The sequence below is a fragment of the Nocardia sp. NPDC003183 genome, assembly GCF_053590715.1.
Genome location: NZ_JBSFTG010000001.1, coordinates 1146947 through 1161571, shown reverse-complemented (window position 1 = coordinate 1161571; position 14625 = coordinate 1146947). Strand labels below are relative to the sequence as shown.

Here is a 14625-nt window from a genome sequence, read left to right as displayed (position 1 = left end):
AAACAGCCCCATGCCCACACTGCGCCACCACGATTCGATCGCCGTACTCGACCTCGGTGACGGCGAGAACCGCTTCTCCCCCGACTTCCTCGACGAGATGAACACCCACCTCGACGCGGTCGTCGCCGAGGGCGCGTCCGCGCTGGTGACCACCGCGACCGGCAAGATCTACTCCAACGGTCTCGACCTGGACTGGCTCTCGGCCAACGGCGACCGGGCCGCCGAATACGTCGCGGCGGTGCACACCCTGTTCGCCCGGGTCCTCACCCTGCCCATGCCGACGGTCGCCGCGATCGGCGGACACGCCTTCGGTGCGGGTGCGATGGTGGCGATGGCGCACGACTACCGGGTGATGCGCGCCGACCGTGGTTACTTCTGTTTCCCCGAGGCCGACATCCGCATCCCGTTCACCAACGGCATGGCCGCGCTCATCCAGGCCAAGACGACCCCCAAGACCGCCGTGGCCAGCATGACCACGGCCCGCCGCTTCGGTGGCCCCGACGCACTGGCACTGGACCTGGTCGACGCCACCGCCGCGGAAAGCGAAGTCCTCGATACCGCACTGGCTTTGGTGGCACCGCTGGGCGGCAAAGACCAGACCACGATGACAGCGATCAAATCCGTGATGTTCGCCGAAGTCCTCGACGCGCTGCGCAACCGGGACTGAACCGATCAGGGCAGCCGGGGGCCCTTGCCCAGGTAGATGTCGCCACGGTCATCGCCTGCCCAACCGCCCCCGGTATAGTCGCCCAGCACGAAACACGAGTCGCAGAACTGCTTACCGAACACCGTCAGGTAGATGCTGCGGTAGGAGCTGATGGCCCGCATCTTCACCGACTTGTAGGCCGCCTGCGCCGGTGGTTGTGCTTCCAGGAACGCGTAGCGGCGAAAGTCGGCGACCGGTTCGGTGGAGAACCGGACCAGTCCGAGGCGGCTGAGGTTGCCCAGGTAGTGGTGGTCGCGGTCGGGCAGCGCGCACCCGGCCATGGCGGCGATCATGTTGATGCCGTCGGCCAGCCGTTGCGAGCCGATCCCGAACGGCGCCTTGGTGCGGATGTCGATCGCGGGTTGCGGCCCGGCGACAGCCAGGAAGCGCAGGATCCGGGCTTCGTCGGGTGTCAGGTCGTGCAGGATCGGCACGAACGAGGGGTGCAGCTCACGCGGTTGCTGCGCGGAGTCCCAGCCCTCGGTGATCATCGCGTCGCCCATCGCCTTGAGATCCTCGGCGTCGACCTTGGTTTCGACCGGGCCGTAGACGCCGGTGGCGGTGCTGGTCAGACCGAGCGCGCTCAACGCCGCCCGCCGAAACAGCTCCACGCGTTCGTCGACGATCTGCGAGATCGGTTCGCCGGAACGGAGGTCGTCGACGAGATCGGTGGCGGTGTGCACAGCGCCCTTGGCCACCGTGCCGACGATGTGGCGCAACGACAATCCCGCGATCCGCGCCAAACCGAGCAGATCGGTCGGGATCCTGGGTTCGCGATCAGGGTTGGGCTCCATTGCTCACACTCCGAAGATCAGCAGGTGCAGCGCGCCGATGAAGGCACCGAGCACGCCACCGTGCAGATACAGCAGCCACGCGTCCTGTTCGATGGCGGTGTAGAGCATTTCGACGAACTCCTCGGGCGGCAGTTCACGCAGTTTCTCGGTGGCGAGCCGGTCGACGCTGGCCGCGGTGGTCTGAGAGAACTCCACGTCCTCGACCAACCACGGCTTCATCTCGGTCGCCAGGCTCGCGCCCGCGGTGGCCTGGATGGCGTCGAAATGGCGGGGTCCGATCGCGAGCCGGGTCACCGACCGCAGCGGGCCCAGGATCCGGTCGATCTCGGCCTCGAGGAAGTGCGCGATGACCGCACGCGTTTTGTCGCCACTGGGCCCGTCGAGCAATTGCTCGGTGACGACATCGAGGGTGACGATCTGATACCCGATCGCATGCCCCAGATCCGCCGCCGCCTGGTACTGCCGTTTCGCGAATTTCGCGACCCCCCACGGATATCGGTAGCGCGGCTGCGGCACGGCGGGCTCGAACACCACCTTGATCGCGATGATGTTGACCAGCACACCTACCGTCGCGCCACCGGCGAGCACCCACGCCCACGCGGGCAGGAAATGCAGGATCTCGTAGACCCAGCCGGGCAGTGAGATCACCGCGGGGGTGTCACCGTGGGGGGTGCTGTAGTGCAGCAACGACAACCACAGCGCCACGATCACCCCGAACGGGAATCCCAGCACCCCACTGCGGATCATGAACCGCAATTCCGGTGCGCCGAGCCCGTAGATCACGTCCTTGAGCAGTTCGGGCCTGCGCCGCAGGTAGCCCACGACCATCAGCTTCACGTCGAGGAGCTGGTCGATGTTCTCGCCGATGAAGTCGAACGCGCGATCGGTGATCGCGGGCAGCTCGGCCTCGACCCGGGTGTAGACGGCTTCGCGTGCGCGCGGCGGCATGTCGGCCCACAGGCGCGGATGCTCGGCGACCATGATCGAGTCGACCATCGAGCGCACGTTCGGCATCGCCACCAGCGCGACCTGCGCGGAGATCTTGCGCGGATCCATCTGGTCGAAGAAGTCCTTGGCGGTGCCGATCTTGGCGACCGCGTTGTCGACCATCAGGCTCGCCATCTTCTCCGAGCGGGCCGGAATGAAGCCTTGGAAGCCGAGGATGCCACCGGGGGCGAAGGTCGGCAGGATCTGCACCTTGCGCGGCAACAGCGGGAAGATCGTTTTCAGGCCCGGCACGTAGAAGCCGGTGAACCGCACCGGCGCGAACAGCATGATCACCCCGGTCCAGTTGGTGATCAGACCGGCCATGGCACTGAAAATCGGGATGGTGATCATGTCGACCCAGAACTTGCTCAGACCGGTCGTCTTCTCCCAGTCCAGCAGGCCGAAGAAACCCGCCGCCTCGATCCCAGCATTCATCCGGCGTCCACTCCGTTGTGTGGCGAACATCGCGCGTACGGTCATCATAGGCGACCGAACTCCCCGGTCCGGGCAAGTTCCGCGGTTACCCGCTAAACCGGAGCAAACACCTGATCAGACCGGACTCGGCGCTCCCGTTCGAACGGCAATCACCACGCGTGGTGTCACCAGTGGGTGGCCGACACCTCCTGCACGCGAGGGCCGATGACTCAGTGCGTGGTGTTGACCAGCAGCAAGTTGGTGTCGATGTCGTGGGTTACCTTGTTGGCCACCGAGCCCAGAAGACGTGCGGGACCGCTCATTCCACGGTTGCCGATCACGACCAGATCGTATTTCCAGGCCGAGTTGCAGATTGCCTCCGCCGGGGGGACCCCGGTGAGGATGTCGCGTCCGAACAGTTCCGGGTCCTCGACCGCGATCTGACCTTCGACGTCGATCAGGATGTCGGCACCGTCGTCATCGGTCTTGGCCGAAGCCACCAGGAACGGGCGCGCACCCAGCGCCAAGGCGAGCTCGTAGCCGCGACGGACCGCGGTCAGCGAACTCGCCGATCCGTCGGTGGTGAGCCCGATGGTGGTCCAGCGTTTGGGGACCTTGTTGGTGAACACGACGTCGGTCTGACTGTGGTGGGAGACGTGATTGGCGGTCGAGCCGAGCAGTCGCGCCTTGGAACTGCCCAGGCTGCCGCCGCCGATCACGAGCAACGTGGCGGGTTCACGTTCGGCGATCTCGAGCAGCAACGCGCCTGCCGTGCCGTCGAGTTCGGCGCGGGCGACCTCGGTCACGCCGGCTTCGAGCAGGGCTTCGGCGGCTGCCCGAGTGTTGGCTTCGGCCCATTCGGCGTCGGTGGCCGACTTGCGCCCCGCGTCCTTCCACACACTCACCGCGGTGACCGCGACACCGAGGCGCATCGCGAACTCCCCCGCCACCGCTACCGCCGTCTGCGCGGCCTCCGAGCCGTTGGTTCCCACGACGATGCGCTGATAGCACCCCATGTGACGCTCTCCGATCGACGGCAGGTCAGCTGCGCTGTGGCCCACAGTATAAGCGCAGCACACTGCGGGCAACCGGCGCGGTGGTGCCCGTCCGCGAGGTCGCGGGCCCACGTTGGGCTGTGGGCGGCCCTCACTGGTGCTGGGGCGCGGAGGGCAGCGACAGACGTTTGAGGTGCAACGCGTTGAGAGCGACGATCAGACTCGACCCCGACATCGCCATCGCGGCGATCTCCGGGCGCATGGTCAGACCCCACGGGGCGAAGACACCGGCCGCGATGGGCAGGGCGATGCCGTTGTAACCGACTGCCCAACCCAGGTTCTGGCGTTCCTTGTGGACCGTGCCGCGACCGATACGCAGGGCCGTCGACACCGCGTACGGGTCCGAGCGCATGAGCACCACGTCGGCGGTTTGGATGGCCACGTCGGTGCCTGCGCCGATGGCGATACCGAGGTCGGCGCGGGCCAGGGCGGGCGCGTCGTTCACCCCGTCGCCGACCATCGCGACCTTCTTACCGGTGCGTTGCAGATCGGCGATCCGGTCGGCCTTGTCCTTCGGTAGGACATCGGCGATCACGGTGTCGATGCCGAGGTCGCGGGCGATGCGTTCGGCGGTGCCTGCGTTGTCACCGGTGAGCATGACAACGCCGACACCGAGGTCGTGCAGTGCCCGCACGGCGTCGGCGGAGGTCGGGCGTGCGGCGTCGGCCAGCGCGATCACCGCGTGCGCGTGACCGTCGACGGCGACCAGGACTGCGGTGTGGCCCGAGGCCGCCAGTTCGTCACGGTGTTTCGCCAACTCGCCCAGCTCGATGTGGTCGGCGTCGAGCAGTCCGCGGTTGCCCACGATCACGTGCTGCCCGTCGACCGTGGCCGTCGCGCCGCGGCCGGCCACATTCTGGAACCCGGTGGCCGAAAGGGTTTCCACACCATGGGCTTTCGCGTAGTCGACGATGGCCTCGGCGAGGGGATGCTCGGATTCGAGTTCCACCGCCGCGGCCAGTGCCAGCACCCGGTCGGTGTCCACGCCGGGCGCGGTGATCACGTCGGTGACTTCGGGTGCGCCCGTGGTGAGGGTGCCGGTCTTGTCCAGCACCACCACGTCGATGCGCGCCGCGTCCTCCAGCGCTGTCGCGTTCTTGAACAGCACACCACGTTCGGCGCCGAGACCGGTGCCGACCATGATCGCCGTGGGTGTCGCCAGCCCGAGCGCGTCCGGGCAGGTCACCACCACCACGGTGATCGCGAACAACAGTGCTGTGCTCAGCGAAGCACCGACGAGCAACCACACCGCCAGGGTGGTCAGGCTGCCCAGCAGCGCGACCAGGGTGAGCCAGAACGCGGCCCGATCGGCCAGCCGCTGACCCGGGGCCTTCGAATTCTGTGCCTGCTGCACCAATTCGACGATCTGAGCCAGAGCGGTGTCGGACCCGACCTTGGTGGCCTGCACCCGCAGGCTGCCGGTGGTGTTGATGGTCGCGCCGATCACCGCCGAACCCGGTTGCTTGGGCACCGGCATGCTCTCACCGGTCACCATCGACTCGTCGACCTCGCTCGACCCGTCCAGCACGGTGCCGTCGACGGCGATCTTCGCGCCGGGCCGCACCAGCAGCACCTCACCCACCCGCACGTCGGCGGTCGGCACCCGCACTTCCTGACCGTCGCGCAGCACAACGGCTTTCGGCGGCGACAGATCCAGCAGACTCGTCACCGCGTCGCCGGCGCCGCTGCGCGCCCGCATCTCGAACCAGTGGCCCAGCAGCACGAATGTCGCCAGCATCGTGGCGGCCTCGTAGAACACTTCACCGCCGCCGGTGAACGTCACATACAGCGAATACAGCCATCCCGTCCCGATCCCCACCGAGACCAGCACCATCATGTCGAGGGTGTGGGCCTTCAACGCCGCCCACGCCCCGGTGAAGAAGATCGTCGAGGAGTAGAAGATCACCGGCACGCTCAGGACGAGCATCCAGATGTCGGCGCGCATCCCGAACGGGACGGGCAGGTGCAGGCCGAGCATGTGGGTGGCCATCGGCGACCAGAGCATCACCAGGGTGGAGAAGACCAGCGCGACGAGGAATCGGTTGCGCATGTCGCGAGCCATGTCGTCCATCGACATCGACGCGTGCCCGCCGTGCTCGTGCCCACGGCCGTGCGCGGCGTGGGGCTGATCCCGACTCGGCACGCGATGGCTCGGAGACTCGCCGTGCGAGGGCATCGCAGGCGGCGCATGGCCGACCATGGAATCGGCGGACTGCTCGGGTGCCGTAGCGGATTCGGCACCGTGCGGGGCGGGCCGTGTATGCGTGGTCGGCTCGCTCGCCGGATCGCAGACGTGGGTCGGGACCGAGCGCCCCGCGCAGTGATAGCCACAGTCGCGGACCCAGGTGCGCAGGTCGGCGACGGATGTTCGGGTGGGGTCGTAGGTGACAGTGGCGGTTTGGGCGACCGGATTGGGGTCGACCGCGAGGACGCCGGGCCGGTGGCGCAGCCCGTTGGTCAGTCTCCCGTGGGAGCTGGCGCGCAGTTGCCCACCCACGTGCAGGACGGTGGTGGCGGAGGCCGGTTGATCCTGCGGGTCGGGCATCGCCGCTCCTGTCGCCGGTCGTGCACACGACGCGACAGCGCCCCGCGCTTCACTTCCCGGCGACTCTACCGGCGGCGTGTCACAGGTCGGCGCAGGTCACCGCGGCATCAGGAAGGGCCGTCGCCGCGCTGACCTGCGATCGTGTCAGAGACTGACGCCCAGGAGCGCGTCGACGGCGGCGCGGATCAGGGCGGGGGCTTCGGTGTCGGCGCCGCCGTAGGCGATGGCCTGTTCGGCCCAGTTGTCGATCGCGTCGAGTGCCTTCGGCGTGTCGAGATCGTCGGCCAGGTGCCGGCGCAGCCGGGCGACGGTGTCGGTGGCCGAGGGGCCCGAGGTCAGCGACACGGCCTCACGCCAGCGGTCGAGGCGGTGCTGCGCGGCGGTGAGGACCTCGTCGGTCCACATACGGTCGGCGCGGTAGTGACCGGCGAGCAGGCCGAGGCGGATCGCGGCGGGATCGACACCGGCGCGGCGCAGCTTCGACACCAGGACGAGGTTGCCCCGGGACTTCGACATCTTCTCGCCGTCCAGGCCGATCAGGCCGGCGTGCACGTAGTGGCGGGCGAAGCGGCGGGCGCCGGTGATCGCCTCGGCGTGCGCGGCGGAGTACTCGTGGTGGGGGTACATCAGGTCCGAGCCGCCACCCTGGATGTCGAACTCGGCGCCGATGCGGTTGAGCGCGATCGCCGCACACTCGATGTGCCAGCCGGGCCTGCCGGCGCCGAAAGGCGCCTCCCACGAAGGTTCACCGGGGCGTTCGGCCCGCCAGAGCAGCGCGTCGATGGTGTCGCGTTTGCCCGGCCGGTCCGGGTCGCCGCCGCGTTCGGCGAACAGCGTCTCCATGGTGGCGCGGTCGTAGCCGGATTCGTAGCCGAACTGCTCGGTGGCGTCGGTGCGGAAGTAGATGTCGGGGTACTCGGCATCGTCGACGATGTAGGCCGCGCCGGCCGCGAGCAACTTCTGCACCAGCTCCACCACCTCCTCCACCGATTCGATGGCACCGATGTAGTGGCGCGGGGGCAGCACCTGGAGTGCGGCCATGTCTTCGCGGAACAGGTCGATCTCGCGGCTGCCGAGGTCGCGCCAGTCGATACCGTCGCGGTCGGCGCGCTCGAACAGCGGGTCGTCGACGTCGGTGACGTTCTGCACGTAGTGCACGTCGTGGCCCGCGTCGCGCCAGACCCGGTTGACCAGGTCGAACGTCAGGTAGGTGGCGGCGTGACCGAGGTGGGTGGCGTCGTAGGGCGTGATGCCGCAGACGTACATCTTCGCGGTCTCGCCGGGGGTGACCGGGCGGATCTGACGGTCGGCGGTGTCGTACAAACGCAACGGCGGCCCTGTTCCGGGGACTGTCGGCAGGGCGATATCGGACCAGGACTGCATGTCTTCGAGGGTAGAGCCCCTGTCGAGGTGCTCGGCCCGCGGCCCGGCACATGGGGTTGCTCGCGGCGTCGCGGCACGGCCCGCTACCTGCACACAAACGTGTCGCGGCGCGAGCGTCAAGGTTTGCGCTCGAGCAGATCCGCTGGTCACGGGGGTAGCGGGGCGGATCGGGCGTGTCGTGCCCAGTGTGCGGTCCCACCTGGGCGAACGGTTGCCATCGCGATCATTGTCACAGTCCACAACTCATAAAACATCCCTATTGATCCCTATATGCACCTTCGTTTACGGTTGTTTCATGACAGATCGTCTCTATTCGGTGGAGCAGGTCGCCGAACTGCTCGGACTGCATGTCCGCACCGTGCGCAGTTATGTGCGCGACGGCAAACTCCCCGCCGTGCGCATCGGCAAGCAGTACCGCATCACCCACGAAGACCTCGAGACCTTCACCGGACTGCCGATCACCACACCGCAGACGACACCGCGTCGACACGCCGAGTCCTCCTGCATCGTCGAGATCGACGACATCGACCGCGCCACCGTCGACCGGATCACCACTCTGCTCACCGCAACCGCCGGTACCCGAGGCGGCGGCGGTCAGCGGATGCGCGTGGAGACCAGCTACGACCCGGCCCGGCACCGTCTCAAAGTGATCCTGCTCGGCAGCCTCGCCGACAGTTCCCGCCTGCTCGACTACCTGGACGGAATCCTGCGCTCATGATCTACAAAACCGACGAAGGCCGACGGCTCGTCGAGCAGCGCTACCGCGAACACCTCGACGCCTGGCCGGTGCCACGCGAGGAACTGCGGATCGACACCGGCATCGGCGAAACGTTCGTCGTGGCCTCCGGACCGGCGGACGCACCGCCGCTGGTCGTGCTGCACGGCTCAGGAGCCAACGCGAGCACCTGGCGCGCCGACATCGCGGAGTGGTCGAGAAGCTTCCGCGTGTATGCGGTGGATCTGCCCGGCGAACCCGGCTTCAGCGTCCCCACCCGGCTGGCACTGGACAGCGATGCGACCGCGAGCTGGCTCGACGAGGTCATCGACGGACTCGGCCTCGACACCGTGGCACTGGTCGGCATGTCGCTGGGTGGGTGGACCGCACTCGATTACGTCCTGCGCAGGCCGGGCCGGGTTACGACGTTGGTCCTGCTGTGCCCGGGAGGACTGGGCAAGCACCGCTACGGCTGGCTCGTGAAGGCGATCGGGCTACGGATGATCGGCAGGCACAGCGTGCGCGAGATGGCACGCCTGGGCCTCGGCCTGGATGGGGCGCAAGCGGATCCGATCGTCGACGACATCGCGTTGACGTTCACCCATTTCTCGCCCCGCCCCGGAAAACTGCCCATCTTCCGCGACGAACAACTACGCGAAGTGGACATCCCGGTCCTGATAATCGTCGGCGAACGCGACGCTCTGTTCGACTCCGCACGCACCGCCGAACGCGCCCGCGCCTTCACCCGAGGCGAGGTGCGGCTCCTGCCCGGAGTCGGGCACGCGCTACTGAATCAGTCTGCTGCGGTAAGCGAATTCGTGCTCTCGCACGCGGGATGAGACTTCGGTGCCACCGCTCCCCGACGTGCGGCGACACCGAACATGATCACATCACAGTTCGCGGCACTGCATCTGCGCCGCGTCCGGGCCGAGCTGCTGGGTCGCGTAATACGCCGCACCAACCTCGTTGCCGGCCTTCACCGTAACGTCGGGCAGCGGCGCGCCGGCCTGGTTGGTGGAGGAACACACATAGGTCTTCTCAGCCCACCACCCGGCAGGGAACGCCTGCGCGGGCGCGGCAACAGCAGCGGCAGCACCGGTGAGCAGCAACGCGGCTGCGGAGGCGGTGACGATAGAACGGGTCGACATAGGTTTCCTCAGATCTCACGGGGATAACGAAAGTGCTTGGAGCACACTAGCACCGGCGCTGACCAGGCAACAGAGCCTTGGCCACCGTGAGAAACCGCAGCTACAGCCGCGGTGAGCGGACCTCAGTCGACCTGATAGCGCATCAGCATCACCGTTTCGAAGCGCCGCGTCTCGACCAAGCGCAGCCCGATCCGCTGATCCAGTGCCGGGAACATCGGTGTGCCACCGCCGAGCACTATCGGCGAGACGAACAGCTGGTACTCGTCGATGAGCCCGTGTGGCATCAGCGCGGACGCGAGGCTCGCACCACCGACCTCCATGACGCCGTCGCCTTCGGCCTTGATCCTGCGGACCTCCTCGACGACGTTCTCGCTGACCAGGGTGCTGTTCCAGTGGACCTCGGTGAGCGTGCGGGAGCAGACGACCTTGGGTGTGCGGGTCCAGAGTTCGCCGAACTCGCGCTGGATGGGCGGTGCGTCCTCGGGCACGTGCGGCCAGTACTCGGCCATCAGCTCGTAGAGCCTGCGACCGTTCACCGCGACCTCGAGCCCGCGGAATCTGTCGTTGTGGTACTGGTGCAGCTCGTCGTCGGGGTCGGTCCAGTCGATTCTGCCGTCGCGGTCGTTGACGTAACCGTCGACTGACACGCCGAATCCGTAGATCAGTTTCCTCATACCGTGTAGACCTCCTTCGCGCTCGAAACTCATCGGCCCTCACCTCACCGTTTCGGACACTACGGGAAGGTGTCCGACCGGATCTGTCAGGCGACACCGAGCACGAGCGCGGCGCCCACGAGCTCGATCAGGCAGTAGAACCAGTTCGGATAGAAGCGCGTCGCGCTGTCGACCAGTCGCGAGATGATGCGACCGCCCGCCATCCCGGCCAGCGCGACACCCACGGTCAGCGCTGCCCCGGACCGCAGATCATCGGCACCGAACGCCGACCAGAACAGCACCCCGGCGACGGCCAGCCCGAAACCGCCGTACACCGCGCGAATCTCGGCCCGGCTCACCGCCGTCGCCACCGTCGTCCCGAACGGACGTGCCAGCGCGGCGGGAGCGACCAGCGCGTACAACCCCATCCCCGCGAACAGCACCGCGACAAGACTCAGCACGACGGTTCTCATCGGCTTCCCCCGACCACGCGCCACTGCGCAACCGACGGAGCCGGACCAGCATGTTGTCGCATCTCTTCTCCTCGCATCGTTGTCCGGCGATCCTCACACCCGGTCCGGCCTTGCGCTTCCGAAAACCTGCTACCGCCACGAAGGGCCCAGAATCCGAACCCGCTCACCCGACCCCGGATTCGGTGGTCAGATACACCACGAGATCGCGGGGCAGACCGTGGGTGTCGTGCAGGTAGTGGTAGTCGCCGTCGGTCAAGGGTCCGCTGAAACGACGGTGGGACAAGACCTTTCGCCCGCGCTGGAGCAGCAGATCGAATTTGTGTTCCTCCTCGACCAGCAGGGTGCGCACGTCCTGGCCGCGCACGGATTGCCGGAAGTGCCCGAGGGTGTGGTCCACCAGCTCGATCGGCAGGTCCGACAGAGTGCGGGTCGGATCGTCGCGCCACAACGTGGTGAGGGTGCGGCGGAGCAAACGCCGCAGGATGTGACCACGGCCCGACGGGGACGGGGTGACCCCGTCGCCGAGGACGACGATGCTCGATCGCAGATGGTCCGACAGCACTCGCAGCGACCGATCATCGAGCGGGCCCCAGATTCGGGGCAGGGTGCTCAGCCAGGGCTCGAACAGGTCGATCTCGAAGACGGACTGTGAGTTCCGCAGGATTCGCACCAGCCGTTCCAGCCCCAGCCCGGTGTCGACGCAGGGTCGGCGCATCGGTTCGAGGCTGCCGTCGGGATGGCGCAGGTAGCGCATCATGACGTGATTCCACACCTCCACCCACCGGTCATCGGTCATCGGTGTGCCCTGCGGCGTGTCGTCTCCGGTCCAGACGAAGATCTCGGAGTCGGGCCCGCACAGTCCGGTCGGGCCGTTGGACCACCAGTTCTCGTCGACGGTCGGTTCGACCGGCAGACCCAGCTCGTCCCAGGTGCGCCACGACTCGTGGTCGGGCTCGACGTGGTCGTCACCGCCGAACACCGTGACGTGCATCCGGTTCGGGTCGATACCGAAGCCGTCGCGCAGCAGTTCCACTCCCCACCGCAGGCTCTGCGGGCCGCGGTAGTCGCCGAGTGACCACGATCCGAGCATCTCGAACACGGTGAGGTGGGTGTCGTCACCGACCTCGTCGAGATCGGTGGTGCGCAAGCATCGCTGCGAGCCGGTGAGCCGCCGGCCCAGTGGGTGGGGCCGACCCCTCAGATACGGGGTCAACGGGTGCATCCCGGAGGTGGTGAACAGCACCGGATCCCCCGGCGAGGGAATGAGTGATCCGTCCGGTGTGAGTTCGTGCCCGCGTTCGCGGAAATAGTCGAGGAAGGTCCGAACGGTCTGGTCTGTGGTGATCATGGTGGTTGCTCCATCGAGGTGACATCGACCGGAAGCGGCCACCATGACGAACAGCGACAAGACCGACGCACGCCAGCGGACCGTTTCCGGTCGCCGGCATGGGAGAGAAGGTCAGGCGGCAGCGACCGGCGAGCTGAGAGCTCGTGCGGTCGCGGCAGCGAATCGGGATTCGACCTTCATGGCGGCAACGGTAGCAACCGGGCCGGGCGGAGCACGACCGATTTATCGGCGCCGGACCTGCTGTCAGAATGCGGGCCAGGGGATCGGACGCGAGGAGTTGGGGACAGGCATCACCGGGTGATCCAGCAAGGCCTTCGCCCGTTCGGCCAGGGCGGTGATCTCGGCGTCGGTGATGTGGATGGCCAGCGAATCGGCCACGGCGCCGGGCAGATTCGCGGCGAAGGTGGTGATGTCGGGGATCAGCGACTCGTGCACCGGTCGTCCCGCCCAGCCCCACAGCACGGTGCGCAGTTTCGGTTCGGCGTGCAGACAGATGCCGTGGTCGACGCCGTAGACCTGCCCGTCGACACCTTCCAGCGCATGCCCGCCTTTGCGATCGGCGTTGTTGAGCAACAGATCCAGCACCGCCATCCGCTGCAGGCGCGGATCGTCGGCGTGGATGAGCGAGACCTCGTTGCCCTGCTCGTCGAGCGCGCGCAGCACTTCGCAGAATCCCGCGGGCACGGTTCCCGGCGTGCACAGATCGACCAGGTCGAGGCGCTGACGGGCATCGGTGCGGTTGTCGACCGAGGTGACCCAGCGCTGCACCATGCCCGGCCCCAGCGGCCCGTCGCGCAGCACCGTTTCGGGGATCACACCCCAGCCGAGGTGTTCGGAGATCAGATACGACGCGACCTCTCGGCCCGCGAGGGTGCCGTCGGGAAAGTCCCACAGCGGCCGTTCACCACGCACCGGCTTGTACACCACCCGCAGCGGGGCACCGTCGGGTTCGGGTGCGGCGATCTCACAGACCAGCGTGAGGTTGCTGGCGACGCCGATCCGGCCGACGATGTCGAGGTCACCTTCGGTGAGTACCGGCACAGAAGATCACTCCTCTTCGAGCTCGGCAGCGCCGAAGATCTCGCCGCGCTTGTACCCGTTGGTGCGCACACACATGTGCCCCCGCGAGGACAGCGGTTCCCCGCACAGCGGGCACGGTGGGCGGCCCGCCGCGATCACCCGCGCCGACCGCAACGCGAACTCGCGTGCCTGGATGGGGGTCAGGAAAACCCGCACCGCGTCGGGGCCTTCGTCGGTGTCGTCGAGCACCACCGATTCGTCGACCTCGGTCTCGGTGATCGCGAGCAACTCGACCACTACGGCGCCTGCGTCGGAATCCCAGCCCAGACCCATGGTGCCGACCCGGAATTCGGTGTCGATGGGGGTGACCAGCGGCGCGACATCGCGCACGTCCTCACCTTCGGGTGGCACCTCGGCGCCGAAGCGGCGCGCTACCTCGTCGAGCAGCAGACCCATCCGGTCGGCGAGCACCTTCACCTGCTGCTTCTCGAGCAGCACACTCACCACCAGCGGCTCCTGCACAGCCTGCAGGTAGAACGAACGATCGCCCGGTTCACCGACGGTCCCGGCGACGAAACGATCGGGGGTGCGAAATACATGGATTGCGCGTGACACATGCACCTCCTGATACGTGACCCTGATCGACACTCACGAACACACTCCTCTAAGGAGAATCGCGGTGCCCCGCATTCCCATTATCCGCGTTCGCGGCCGCAGGTACCTCTCCACCAGGTGTCGGTGTCGTCGGTGCGGACGCGGCCAGCGCGGAAAGATCGGCGCCGGTGTCGTTGAACTTCCACACCGACGGCCCGTGCGGGCTGTAGCGGACGACGCTGATCGAGGCCGGTTCCACCGCGATCCGCTGAAAACTGTCCAGGTGCAGGCCGAGGGCGTCGGCAAGGATCGATTTGATGACGTCGCCGTGCGCGCACGCCACCCACAGCACATCCCGGCCCGCTTTCTCGGCCAGCGTGCGTTCGATGTCGCGGATCGCGGCGACCGCGCGCTGCTGGACCTGGGCCAGCCCTTCCCCACCGGGGAACACCGCGCCCGAGGCGTGACCCTGCACGATCCGCCACAGCGGTTCGGTGACCAGCTCGGCGATCGGGCGCCCGGTCCAGTCGCCGTAGTCGACCTCGATGAGACGTTCGTCGTGGTCGGGTTCGAGACCGAGTTTCTCGGCCAGCGGCGCCACCGTGCGCTGACAGCGCAGCAACGGCGAGCTGGCGATGTGTTCGATCGGCAGCATCGCGAGCCGGTCGGCCACCGCGGCGGCCTGTTCGGTGCCGCGCTCGGTGAGTTCGACACCGGGGGCGCGGCCCGCGAGGGTGCGCGCGGTGTTGGAGGTGGACACTCCGTGCCGGAGCAGGATCACCGTCATGGG

The 14625-nt window shown here is 67.5% G+C and carries 15 protein-coding genes; 3 read left to right on the top strand and 12 right to left on the bottom strand.

Annotation, left to right across the window (positions count from 1 at the left end; genetic code table 11):
• Nucleotides 1–10 precede the first annotated feature (10 nt).
• Complete coding sequence (locus ACWDXS_RS05340) at nt 11–667, top strand: enoyl-CoA hydratase-related protein (RefSeq protein ID WP_378629090.1); 657 nt, start codon at nt 11–13, stop codon at nt 665–667.
• Nucleotides 668–672: 5 nt separating this feature from the next.
• Here the strand turns inward: ACWDXS_RS05340 and ACWDXS_RS05335 are convergent, their stop codons facing one another.
• From ACWDXS_RS05335 to mshC, 5 genes are all read right to left on the bottom strand, one after another.
• Nucleotides 673–1500 (bottom strand): Abi-alpha family protein, encoded by an 828-nt coding sequence (locus ACWDXS_RS05335; protein ID WP_378991816.1) that lies wholly within the window; start codon nt 1498–1500, stop codon nt 673–675.
• Between the two features lie 3 nt (nt 1501–1503).
• Nucleotides 1504–2922 (bottom strand): hypothetical protein, encoded by a 1419-nt coding sequence (locus tag ACWDXS_RS05330; RefSeq protein WP_449962287.1) that lies wholly within the window; start codon nt 2920–2922, stop codon nt 1504–1506.
• Between the two features lie 209 nt (nt 2923–3131).
• The gene (locus ACWDXS_RS05325) at nt 3132–3917 is read right to left on the bottom strand and encodes a universal stress protein (RefSeq protein ID WP_387444970.1); all 786 of its coding nucleotides are present in this window, start codon (nt 3915–3917) and stop codon (nt 3132–3134) included.
• 130 nt (nt 3918–4047) lie between these two features.
• Nucleotides 4048–6501, bottom strand: a complete 2454-nt coding sequence (locus tag ACWDXS_RS05320; protein WP_449962284.1) for a heavy metal translocating P-type ATPase — start codon at nt 6499–6501, stop codon at nt 4048–4050.
• 144 nt (nt 6502–6645) lie between these two features.
• Nucleotides 6646–7884, bottom strand: coding sequence for a cysteine--1-D-myo-inosityl 2-amino-2-deoxy-alpha-D-glucopyranoside ligase (gene mshC / locus ACWDXS_RS05315; RefSeq protein ID WP_378991824.1), 1239 nt, complete (start codon nt 7882–7884; stop codon nt 6646–6648).
• A 295-nt stretch (nt 7885–8179) separates the two neighbouring features.
• Here mshC and ACWDXS_RS05310 point away from each other — a divergent pair, with 295 nt between their 5' ends.
• The gene (locus ACWDXS_RS05310; protein WP_378991826.1) at nt 8180–8602 is read left to right on the top strand and encodes a helix-turn-helix domain-containing protein; all 423 of its coding nucleotides are present in this window, start codon (nt 8180–8182) and stop codon (nt 8600–8602) included.
• The gene (locus tag ACWDXS_RS05305; protein ID WP_449962280.1) at nt 8599–9438 is read left to right on the top strand and encodes an alpha/beta fold hydrolase; all 840 of its coding nucleotides are present in this window, start codon (nt 8599–8601) and stop codon (nt 9436–9438) included. The genes ACWDXS_RS05310 and ACWDXS_RS05305 overlap by 4 nt, the downstream gene beginning before the upstream one ends.
• Nucleotides 9439–9489: 51 nt before the next feature.
• On the opposite strand, the gene ACWDXS_RS05300 is transcribed toward ACWDXS_RS05305, so the two are convergent.
• From ACWDXS_RS05300 to ACWDXS_RS05270, 7 genes are all read right to left on the bottom strand, one after another.
• On the bottom strand, nt 9490–9747 hold the full coding sequence (locus ACWDXS_RS05300) for a hypothetical protein (RefSeq protein ID WP_194828263.1): 258 nt from the start codon (nt 9745–9747) through the stop codon (nt 9490–9492).
• A 122-nt stretch (nt 9748–9869) separates the two neighbouring features.
• Nucleotides 9870–10421, bottom strand: coding sequence for a dihydrofolate reductase family protein (locus ACWDXS_RS05295; RefSeq protein ID WP_379314757.1), 552 nt, complete (start codon nt 10419–10421; stop codon nt 9870–9872).
• An 86-nt stretch (nt 10422–10507) separates the two neighbouring features.
• Entirely contained in the window at nt 10508–10873 is a 366-nt protein-coding gene (locus ACWDXS_RS05290; RefSeq protein WP_449962277.1) for a DUF4345 domain-containing protein, read from the bottom strand.
• A 163-nt stretch (nt 10874–11036) separates the two neighbouring features.
• The gene (locus ACWDXS_RS05285) at nt 11037–12221 is read right to left on the bottom strand and encodes an alanine--tRNA ligase-related protein (protein WP_449962274.1); all 1185 of its coding nucleotides are present in this window, start codon (nt 12219–12221) and stop codon (nt 11037–11039) included.
• 243 nt (nt 12222–12464) lie between these two features.
• Nucleotides 12465–13262 carry an SCO1664 family protein gene (locus ACWDXS_RS05280; protein WP_387444961.1) on the bottom strand — a complete coding sequence of 266 codons (798 nt, stop codon included), beginning with the start codon at nt 13260–13262 and terminating at the stop codon, nt 12465–12467.
• A 6-nt stretch (nt 13263–13268) separates the two neighbouring features.
• On the bottom strand, nt 13269–13856 hold the full coding sequence (locus tag ACWDXS_RS05275; RefSeq protein ID WP_266288581.1) for a DUF3090 domain-containing protein: 588 nt from the start codon (nt 13854–13856) through the stop codon (nt 13269–13271).
• A gap of 49 nt (nt 13857–13905) precedes the next feature.
• Complete coding sequence (locus ACWDXS_RS05270) at nt 13906–14622, bottom strand: histidine phosphatase family protein (protein ID WP_378991832.1); 717 nt, start codon at nt 14620–14622, stop codon at nt 13906–13908.
• Between the last annotated feature and the right edge of the window lie 3 nt (nt 14623–14625).

Bases quoted from the DNA above. Each gene is read 5' to 3' on its own strand.
- ACWDXS_RS05270 (WP_378991832.1), bottom strand. From the start codon at position 14,622: ATGACGGTGATCCTGCTCCGGCACGGAGTGTCCACCTCCAACACCGCG.
- ACWDXS_RS05330 (WP_449962287.1), bottom strand. From the start codon at position 2,922: ATGAATGCTGGGATCGAGGCGGCGGGTTTCTTCGGCCTGCTGGACTGG.
- ACWDXS_RS05295 (WP_379314757.1), bottom strand. From the start codon at position 10,421: ATGAGGAAACTGATCTACGGATTCGGCGTGTCAGTCGACGGTTACGTC.
- ACWDXS_RS05320 (WP_449962284.1), bottom strand. From the start codon at position 6,501: ATGCCCGACCCGCAGGATCAACCGGCCTCCGCCACCACCGTCCTGCAC.
- ACWDXS_RS05335 (WP_378991816.1), bottom strand. From the start codon at position 1,500: ATGGAGCCCAACCCTGATCGCGAACCCAGGATCCCGACCGATCTGCTC.
- mshC (WP_378991824.1), bottom strand. From the start codon at position 7,884: ATGCAGTCCTGGTCCGATATCGCCCTGCCGACAGTCCCCGGAACAGGG.
- ACWDXS_RS05290 (WP_449962277.1), bottom strand. From the start codon at position 10,873: ATGAGAACCGTCGTGCTGAGTCTTGTCGCGGTGCTGTTCGCGGGGATG.
- ACWDXS_RS05340 (WP_378629090.1), top strand. From the start codon at position 11: ATGCCCACACTGCGCCACCACGATTCGATCGCCGTACTCGACCTCGGT.
- ACWDXS_RS05325 (WP_387444970.1), bottom strand. From the start codon at position 3,917: ATGGGGTGCTATCAGCGCATCGTCGTGGGAACCAACGGCTCGGAGGCC.
- ACWDXS_RS05285 (WP_449962274.1), bottom strand. From the start codon at position 12,221: ATGATCACCACAGACCAGACCGTTCGGACCTTCCTCGACTATTTCCGC.
- ACWDXS_RS05310 (WP_378991826.1), top strand. From the start codon at position 8,180: ATGACAGATCGTCTCTATTCGGTGGAGCAGGTCGCCGAACTGCTCGGA.
- ACWDXS_RS05305 (WP_449962280.1), top strand. From the start codon at position 8,599: ATGATCTACAAAACCGACGAAGGCCGACGGCTCGTCGAGCAGCGCTAC.
- ACWDXS_RS05300 (WP_194828263.1), bottom strand. From the start codon at position 9,747: ATGTCGACCCGTTCTATCGTCACCGCCTCCGCAGCCGCGTTGCTGCTC.